This window comes from Kitasatospora nipponensis, assembly GCF_039528135.1.
Taxonomy (GTDB): domain Bacteria; phylum Actinomycetota; class Actinomycetes; order Streptomycetales; family Streptomycetaceae; genus Kitasatospora; species Kitasatospora nipponensis.
Genome location: NZ_BAAALF010000564.1, coordinates 1 through 909, shown reverse-complemented (window position 1 = coordinate 909; position 909 = coordinate 1). Strand labels below are relative to the sequence as shown.

1 protein-coding gene is annotated in these 909 nt (G+C 65.8%); it reads right to left on the bottom strand.

Annotated features, from left to right (window positions below; genetic code table 11):
• Positions 1 to 909: alpha-amylase family glycosyl hydrolase (locus ABD323_RS41915; RefSeq protein ID WP_344447322.1), on the bottom strand; the 909-nt coding region annotated here is incomplete at both ends.

Genomic DNA, 909 nt, shown 5'->3' with positions numbered 1-909 from the left:
CATGGTGTTCTCGTAGCTGAACTGGTCGAGCGCCGCCTGCACGTCGTCCGAGGTGTACTCCTTGCGCTCCTTCCAGGTGAAGAACTGCGCGGAGTGGTTGACGGACCCTCGGTTCCACCGGTCGTTGACGAAGGCGCCGACCTCACCGAAGACGAAGAAGTCCGCGGCCTTCGCGGCGCCGAACTTCCGGCCGACCTCCTCGTAGATCGCGGGCAGGAAGCGGCCGTACCAGGTCACCCGGGGGATGTGCAGGTCGGTGTCGATCCGGAAGCCGTCCACGCCCATGTCGATGTACTTGTTGTACGCGCCGATCAGGTACTGCTGCACCACCGGGCTCTCGGTGTTGAAGTCCGCCAGGTCCTCGTGCAGCCAGCAGGAACGGGAGTCCTCGCCCTCCCAGTTGCCGATCCAGCACTGGTGGTAGAGCGCCTTGGGGAACATGCCGGTGGTGGCACCGGGCCACTGGCAGCTGTAGATGGTGTAGCCCTCGGGGCTCTTCGCGCCGGTCGGCTTCCCCCAGTTGGGGCAGGGGTTGCCGCTCGGCTCGGCGGTCGACCAGAGGTCGCCGTTGTAGTACGACTTGCCGGAGACCGGGTCGACGGTGAGGCCGTCGTACTCGAAGCCCGCGTTCGGGGCGTCGTAGTACCAGCTCCACTGGCTGTCCCTGACCCCGTAGACGGTCGGGGTGAACAGGCCCTTGGCGCCCCAGCGCGAGCTGTGGTTGTAGACCACGTCCTGGTAGATCTTGATGCCCTTGGCGTGCGCCGCGTTGATCAGGTCCTGGTACGAGGCGCCGGCCGACTCCAGCCGTGGGTCCACCTTGTAGAAGTCGTACCCGTGGTAGCCGTGGAAGTCGTAGTCCGAGCGGTTCAGCACCACCGGCGTGATCCAGATCGCCGAGAAGCCGAG